Below are 4,579 nucleotides of genomic sequence, written 5' to 3' on the forward strand. Positions count from 1 at the left end.
GTATCTTCCCGTGGCCGGTCTCCCCGTGGTCGGCGCACTCGATTCGACGGTGAATGGGGTGGGGTCAGAGGGGGTGGTTGCCAGCCCAGCTTTCAGCACACTGTTGGGACAGTATGTCACGCCGGGTGCCTACCAGTACCTGCCGGCAGGCGCTGCCGTCGTTGTCGCTCCGGTGGTCGTTCCTGCAGGTGGCGTCACAACCGCTGTCGTGGCTCCGGCGGTCGTCACTCCAGTCGTGGCTGCTCCCGTGTACATGATGGCTCCGCCTCCTCCTTTCATGCTGTTGAGCCAGCAAAGTTCGGGTTCGGAGCCTTCCGTCGATCCGGTATGGACGCATGAGGTCAAGGATGGCAAGGCCACGATCAACCTCGGCGACAAATATACGATCACAGCCAATGAGAAGGATGGCACCTGGACCGTCCGCAACAACCAGACCGGCCATGTCACGAAGATCCATGGCGATCCCCATGTTGACGCTAACGGGGACGGCAAGGATGACTTCGACTTCAAGAAAGATATGACCTTCCAGCTCGACGATGGGACCAAGATTACCGTCAATAATGTCGACTACGGTAATGGTGAGACCATCTCCTCAAGGCTGACCATTACGAACGGCCACAACGCGATGGTTGTGGAGGGGCTCGGCGACGACAAGGATGGCAAAAACAATCTGAGGGTGACTCAGTCCAACGCTGGCATGACTCTTGATGAGCTGACACCCGATGGTGCCCAGACGATCCATGAGAGCGGCCAAGGCTGGGTCGATGGCGCCGGCGGCGTGGTGAATCAGGCGAGTATCGATGCCGGCGAACAGGGTCGCGCGCCGGGCAACTACCAGTCTGCAAGCGCAACGCCTGCCAGTGCAACACCCGTGTTCTTCGTTCCTCCTCCACCGCCGCCTCTTGCGATGGTTCCGTTTGCCGTCGCTCAGACGCCAGCGCCGTCATCTCAGCCAGCGCCAGTGTGGTCGCACGAGGTCAAGGACGGCAAGGCGACGATCAACCTTGGTGATAAGTATACGATCACAGCCGATGAGAAGGACGGCACCTGGACCGTTAGGAACAACCAGACCGGCCATGTCTCGAGGATCCACGGCGATCCTCACGTCGATGCTAATGGCGACGGCAAGGACGATTTCGACTTCAAGAAAGGTATGACCTTCCAGCTCGACGACGGCACGAAGATTACGGTGGACACGGTCGATTATGGCAAGGGAAAAACCATCTCCTCGAAGCTCACCATCACCAACGGCGACAATGCCATGGTTGTGGAGGGACTCGGCGACGACAAGGATGGGAAAAACAATCTGAAGGTCACGCAGTCTAATGCTGGGCGAACGCTTGATCAGCTGACGTCCGATGGAGCTCAGACAATCCATGAGACAAATCAGGGGTGGGTTGACAACTCCGGACGCAAGGTGACGCAGTCGGTGATCAACCACAATGAGAACCCGGATGCGCCGCCGGATTTCAAGACGATGATGCGCGAGGCCATGTTCCGGCGCATTTTCGGTCGCGATGCACAGCCGGCATGAGGCCTGATCCCGGGGATGTCGGAAACTCGTGGAAGCGGGCGCTAGCGCCCGCCTTTCATTTTCGCCAAACGGCCGCGAGAAGGGCAGCTTGGCGATCTATCGATTTAGGATCGACGGTAACAGCCAGATTGTCTTGGCAATCGCAGCCTTGGCGCCGACAAACGGGCGGAGGGCCTCCAGGCCCGGCTACCCGGCTAGAATTGCTGCGGCGCGTTGCCGGCGATGGAGGCGCTGCACGGGAACGGTGCTCTCAGGTCTGTCTGCACGTCAACGTCCTGCAGATGCAGGCGTCGCAGCGAAAATCCCGGCCAAGATCGTAGATTGGATTGGGGACGGCCTCGGCGGCGCGATCTACCCTCGGCTCAAAAGCATAAGCCACTGTTTCGCGTTGAGCCCTGCCTGTCTTTAGCCTACGAAGCCGGGCGTGAACCCTTGCGCTCCCAGAACATCCATCATCCTCTCACGAAGCCGGAGGCGCCATGGCTTTGAGCATCACCATTTCCGTCAAAGTCTGCTGTTGGGGACGCCAAAGGGACGTCGCAGCAGCCCGCTGCCAAAAAGATCCAGGTGCATTCGGATTCGCGGAGCAGTTCGCAGCGGACCTGAAAGATCATAGAATGCGCATCTAACTGCTGGCGTGTGCCAAGTCTCACTTGGCACGTCTTCGATTCAATCACCAGGCGGCCGTATCGCTATCTGGCGCCGACCATCGGCTCATCCATCATCAAGCTCGCTCATGGCCTCATCCATATCCGACTGCGAATCGCTTATGACTTGCGTCGCGACGGAAACGAGAGCCTTTTCGAATGCTCGGCGCAGTAGCGCTGCACGCGTGTCATCGCCGCCGTTCTCGGCGGTGTCGGAGGGGGCGCCAACCTGCGACGCTGTTGCATTGATATCGGCTGCGTCTGCGTTCATGTCGTAACACCCGGATAGCGGCGTCGCCTAGATGACCTATCCTCTTCATGCTAGCAGGAGCAGCTTGCGAAAAGCTGACTAAGATCGAGCTTCCTTGGCGGCTTCATCCATGATCGAGAAGGATCATGAGCACGCGCCAGCGGAAGTGATGACATTCAAAGCGGCGCGCGATGCTGCTGTCGAGCTGGCTGCACGCAAGCGGGCCAATCTCGTCAAGGTGCTGCCTTAGAGCATTGCGGACTCAGGGCTTTACCTCCGACGGTTCAATCACGAAGTAGCATGTACCGGGGCGAAGGCCGCATACGTTATCGCAGGTGCACGGGCCGCCATCACATTCGTCTCCTTTTCCGCCAGTTAGCAATTCGTGGAACAGAAACGCGCCCTCTGCAAATTCCTTTGCGTTGCCTTGGCGAACTCCTCGGATACCGTTTTTCGATTGAGCGATTGCTTTCGTATACAGATGAAGTTTCGGGCAGTTCGCAGCAATGCCGAACGCCGCGCCCTGCAGAAATTCAACGCTTCGGCCATCGGCGTGCGCTGATGATGAGCACGGCCGTTGTTGGCGATTTGAACAACATCAGACCTCTTGTCCCCATAACACCATACCGATTGCGGCGCTAAAGCATCGCTACCCTGCTGTTGGCTGATCTTCCTTATCCGCGCCGCGCATCACGATCTTCAGCGCATCATCCGGCAACGGCCGCTGCAGTGCCTTTGCTTCATCCCGCGGCGCGCGCATCCATACGTCGCGCTCCTCATCGGTCGTCAGGAAGCCATAAACGAGGTGAGGGCCGGGGGCCGGCTTGGACTTGGTGCCCCGGTCGCCCTTGAACCCGGTCCAGATGCCCGCGATCAGATGGGCATGGCGGCTACCGGCCGGTTGTACACGCCGCTCGCGGGAGAGATCGACAGGCGCGCAGCCAGCCAAGGAGCAAGGTTGTGTTCCAGCCAGCCATGGCAATCGCTGATGAGCGATCCTCATCAGTGGTCGCGTTGTCGACCGTGGTGAGGCATCCGGGCGAAACTTTGCGCCGCAATGCTGCTCGAAGAACAGGGAGTCGTCCAGAAACCTGACGGCGTTTGCCCCTGAGGTTGGTGAGCGTGATTTTGGTTTGATGAGCGCTCATCCATGCGAATAAGTTGCTGAGAAACACGATGCCAGCAGGTCGGACAAAGCCGAGATTGCCGAAATCGTTGATGACCTCCGGCGGCCAGCCGTTGACGGCGTGCGCCGCAAGATCGGCCGCAACCTTCGACAGGGACAGTCCATTGAACGGTACCGTCAAATTAACGAATTGGAGCGGCGGAGGGGTAGACGACCGGCAGACCGCCCGGGACCCTCTTTATCGCCGCCATCGCACCGGAAGTGATCAGTTATCCCGTTTGGTTATATTTCCGGCTTCCCTTAAGCTTGCGGATGGTCGAGGAAATGCTGGCGGCGCGTGGCATTGGCGTGACCTATGAAACCGTGCGCCAGTGGGGACGGAAATTCGGCAAGCCGTTCTCCGATCGGATCCGCCAGCGCACTCCCCCTCGCGGTGACAAATGGCATCTGGACGAAGTCGTTATCTCGATCGCGGGCGAACAACATTGGCTCTGGCGCGTTGTCGACCAGAGTGGCTTCGTTCCTGACGTCTTGATCCAGCGCCGAAGAAACTCGCGCGTTGCGCAGCGGCTCATGAAGAAGCTCTTGAAATCCGCCGGCACGCCGCCGCGCGTTATGATCACGGATAAGCTGCGTTCGTACGGCGCTGCGAGGGCGAAGATGGGCTTACACGTCGAACATCGCCAGCACAAAGCTCTCAACAATCGGGCCGAGAATTCTCATCAGCCGACGCGGCGACGCGAGCGGATCATGACGCGCTTCAAATCGTCCCGTCAGGCTCAACGGTTTCTGTCCGTTCACGATCAGGTCGCGAACCTTTTCCACATCCCCTATCCCGGAGCCGCCACCGCCGACTTCCGTCGTGCTTCGCGCGAGCGAGCCTTTGCGACTTGGCGCGAGATCTCCATGACAAGCGCTATCGCCGACTCTCGACCTCTGAGAATCGCCTCCTTCGGCTCGGCGGTCGATTAAGTTGACGATGCCCCCTGATGAGCCAGAGCCTCCCTTCTCGAAAAGCCTGA

The 4,579-nt window shown here is 59.2% G+C and carries 2 protein-coding genes and 2 pseudogenes; 2 read left to right on the forward strand and 2 right to left on the reverse strand.

What is annotated here, in order from left to right; genetic code table 11:
• A partial coding sequence (locus QJT78_RS48745) for a DUF1521 domain-containing protein (RefSeq protein ID WP_281460767.1) occupies positions 1-1,534 on the forward strand: 1,534 nt, incomplete at its 5' end.
• Positions 1,535-2,248: 714 nt separating this feature from the next.
• On the opposite strand, the gene QJT78_RS48750 is transcribed toward QJT78_RS48745, so the two are convergent.
• Together QJT78_RS48750 and QJT78_RS48755 are read right to left on the reverse strand one after the other, a co-directional pair.
• Positions 2,249-2,452, reverse strand: coding sequence for a hypothetical protein (locus QJT78_RS48750; RefSeq protein ID WP_011084467.1), 204 nt, complete (start codon positions 2,450-2,452; stop codon positions 2,249-2,251).
• Between the two features lie 628 nt (positions 2,453-3,080).
• Positions 3,081-3,302 (reverse strand): annotated as a pseudogene (locus QJT78_RS48755) (hypothetical protein); the annotation flags it as partial.
• A gap of 419 nt (positions 3,303-3,721) precedes the next feature.
• Between QJT78_RS48755 and QJT78_RS48760 the strand changes: the two are divergent.
• Positions 3,722-4,529 (forward strand): annotated as a pseudogene (locus QJT78_RS48760) (IS6 family transposase).
• Positions 4,530-4,579: the final 50 nt, after the last annotated feature.

The organism is Bradyrhizobium sp. Mp27 (assembly GCF_029953005.1).
Classification (GTDB): domain Bacteria; phylum Pseudomonadota; class Alphaproteobacteria; order Rhizobiales; family Xanthobacteraceae; genus Bradyrhizobium; species Bradyrhizobium barranii.

Coding starts and splice junctions, on each gene's coding strand:
- QJT78_RS48750 (WP_011084467.1), bottom strand. CDS start 2,452: ATGAACGCAGACGCAGCCGATATCAATGCAACAGCGTCGCAGGTTGGC.